The 3,191-nt window shown below is 60.3% G+C and carries 2 protein-coding genes and 1 tRNA gene; 2 read left to right on the forward strand and 1 reads right to left on the reverse strand.

Annotated features, from left to right (window positions below; translation table 11 throughout):
* Together ABJK56_RS16025 and ABJK56_RS16030 are read left to right on the forward strand one after the other, a co-directional pair.
* On the forward strand, window positions 1-293 hold a 293-nt coding region (locus ABJK56_RS16025; protein ID WP_347245683.1), incomplete at its 5' end, for a hypothetical protein.
* A gap of 15 nt (window positions 294-308) precedes the next feature.
* The gene (locus ABJK56_RS16030; RefSeq protein ID WP_347245684.1) at window positions 309-3,026 is read left to right on the forward strand and encodes a hypothetical protein; all 2,718 of its coding nucleotides are present in this window, start codon (window positions 309-311) and stop codon (window positions 3,024-3,026) included.
* Between the two features lie 76 nt (window positions 3,027-3,102).
* Here the strand turns inward: ABJK56_RS16030 and ABJK56_RS16035 are convergent.
* A tRNA-Thr gene (locus ABJK56_RS16035) sits at window positions 3,103-3,178 on the reverse strand.
* Window positions 3,179-3,191: the final 13 nt, after the last annotated feature.

Here is a 3,191-nt window from a genome sequence, read left to right on the forward strand (position 1 = left end):
AAACCCAAGGGTTTTTCGCTGCCCTGGGCCTTTCTGCCCCCCAGCCCAACTTGCCTATCCGGGAGGTAGAAATTCACTTCTATTCCGATTCGACTTTCAGCGAAGAAGTTGGCTGGGAATTGCGGCTCTGTAACGGGACCATGGTGCGCGAAGGTCTTGTGGGTCCCGTGAAATGGGAGACTTCGGCACTTTGCAGCGGGGGCGGTGGCTCAGCCACATGTGCGGAGTTCAGCTGTAACCGGTGTGCACCGGGCTGCGTCTGGTGCAGCATAGAATGTCCGTGGTACAACTAGCGCCGTATCGTGGCCATGGAAATTCTCTCGTACCCCGTGGGCCTTTTGGTGGGTGTCATTCAAATTACTGTGGCCTTTTCCTCAGGGGAGCCTGGCGGTTATTTACTGCTTGACGGGGAAAAGGCCTGTGACCTCACGCCAAAGCACAACTCATGCCAGGTAAACCTGGGAGCGGTGCCAAAAATCCACCGTCTGGATTTGGCGAGCGAGACGTCGCAGGGCTTGGCTGTGAAGGACACGCGGTGGTTAAACCGTGGTGTCCTCCCCGCGGAGTTGCGATTGGTCAGGAAGACAAATCGCTGCGATCTGGCCCTAGCGTACGCTCACCCCAACAAGGAGAAGCCCGTCCGACTTCTTGTGACCGGGGACCGCGGCGTCGTGTTCGATGGTCCGCCTCGCCAATCCTTGGCCGTGAATTGTGAAGGACTTACCTTTCTCGGGGCAGAGGTTGCCTTTGCCGATGGTTTGCGCGCATCATCGGTCTTACCTCTCTCGCAGTTTTCGGAGAGGACTGCGGTGTCCGTTTATCCCTGGCATTTGGAGTCACGGGGGGCGGAGGAACCCTTCCCCAAGGTCGTGGGTGATTGCTCTCCGCTAGCTGTGGAGAGGGGCGAAGCCCAGCTTTTTGTCGTTGCTGAACCCTTTGCCGTTGCCAAGTTGGGAACTCTGGCTGGTATGCACGAGCTACCGACAGGTGATTGGGAGATGCGCGAGCGCACGGCGTCTTTCCGCCAAGCCCGAGAACTCGAGTTTACCGGGCCCTTGGCAGAACCTGTCGCCATCACGCTTATCCTCGCGGTCGAAGGTTTTCCGCGAGTTGAAATTCCTAGGGCGCGAGATTGGTTGCAACGTCTCTTGCTGGCCTCGGAAGAGCTTTCCCAGCGTTTTAGCAAAAGGCCAAGGCGCCTATGGGATGCTACAGCCTTGGCGGGGTATCTTGCCAGTGGCCTCGGGCGGAGGCGGGTGGTCTGGATTCTCTCCGGCGCCGCTGGCGACGATGCTTCCGTGTTTCCGAGCGCGTCGGTTCACCGCTATTTGCGGGAGCTCAACGTTCCGCTGGTAGAGTGGGTTTTGGGTGCCGCTGGTCGCGAAGGCCCTACAGCCACCAAAATAGCCAATCAAGATGATCTCGCTCGTGCTTTTGCGGCCCTCGATCGGTCTCTGGCACACCAAATCGTCTTGTGGTTGACCAAGGATCCCCTGGCTGAACCCGGTCTTGAGCTTCCCGCTGGGTATCGTCGTGCAGGCGACTCAGGGTATGCTGACGACCTGCAACGCCCACCGGAAGGTGAGCAGGCATCTGGCGAAAACGCACCTCAACCTTTGAGTGGTCCCGGTTCACCCCCTTCATGGCCGGCTGGAAACCTGGGGGACACCCCGGCTTTTCGCTTCCCAATCCCCCCTGGTTTTTCAGAGCAGGCCAGCAGGGGCACGAGAGAGGCCATCATTCAGACCCCAGGGGGGGCGCCGTTGCGCCTGGTGGTGGAAGCTCAACCAGGTTTTGCCCCGGTGTTCGTTTATTTGAGCCCTAGCTTTGTGGCCGATGAATCTCTGCCCTACTGGAGACGGCAACTTTCGCAAGTAGCCGTTTTTCTGGCACCACGTTCTTTGACCTTGCTGTTGCCGCGGCCGGGTGGTTTCGGGTTGGAGTCGCTCGCCATTGGGAATTCCAGGGCTTTGGATGCAGGTTGGTTGGCCCTCGCCCGGGTTTTTGAGGCCGAGCCAAGCCTGTCCCGGCGCCGCGCTGGGTACCTCGAGGAGGCTATCAGGAACAGCGGTGGAAAGCAGCGCCAAGCGAGAGCGGAGTTGGCCATGGTCCGAGGGCAGGAAGAACGAAAGGCCTTGCTTGCAGCTCTCGCGTCATTGGTGGAGTGGGCTGCCAACCACCCGGGTCCCGCCTGGCTGCTCCTGCTCGTGGATGACCTTCCCGTGGACCCATGCAGTCTGGTGGCGGAGTTGATGAGCCGAGCCACTGGCGAACCTGGTCCCTGGACACAAAGGTGTGATCTGCGTGGCGAAGTGGGCCAACTTGCCGACTTCCTGGCGTCCCGCGGGTATTCGGTCCTCGGCTTGTGGCCAACGACCAAAAAACCCGAGGCTAGGCTTTTCAACCCCGCAGGTACCGAAGCAGGGGAGGCCTCGTCCAGGTTACATATCGTTCCAGTGGTTGGGGAAGACCAAGAATTGTTGCAACGGCTTGCCTCGTCCACTGGGGGCTTTACCGGTAGAGGACAGCTCCAGCGGAAACTCGAGGCGAGGGAAGAGCCTCTTTGGGCCGTCTTGGAAAATGAAAAAAAGGACGAAACACCCGAGCAAGGTAGCCGTCTTTCTCTGGGCGCGTTGAGCTGGGCGATTCGCCGGACCCGCCCTGAGTTTTGGGTCATGGGACCGTTGACAGCGTTGGCCCGCGGCGCTCCTCGGATCGGCGAGCTGGTGGGCGATGTCGCTGTGGCACGAGGGTTCGAGGGTGACGCGCCGTCGAGCGTGGAGCTCAGACTGCGCCTCAGGGAGGGCAAAGAGATGCTTTCGCCGGGTCCAGTCCGGCTCGTTTTGGGCACCTTGTCCCCGTCGGGCCTCCTTCAGCAGCAAACGAAAGTCGTGGACGTGATACCCGGCGAAACCTTGACCCTCCAGGCCAACGTTCCGTTGGAAGCCCGCTGGCTTGGCGTCATCGTGGAACACCTGGAGACCGGTCGTTGGGGCGGTGTCTCCGTCCCTGTTTCGGGTCCCTAAGGGGTCAGGCTGAAGCGTGTCATTCGGCGCAACAAGAAAAGACGAGCTCAGCGCGCTCACTCGTTTGTGGCTCTGCTGGAGCCAACGGTGGGACTCGAACCCACGACCTGCTGATTACGAATCAGCTGCTCTGCCGGCTGAGCTACGTTGGCCCGCCGAGGGTAT

The sequence above is a fragment of the Thermogutta sp. genome (assembly GCF_039793925.1).
In the GTDB taxonomy this organism is placed as follows: domain Bacteria; phylum Planctomycetota; class Planctomycetia; order Pirellulales; family Thermoguttaceae; genus Thermogutta.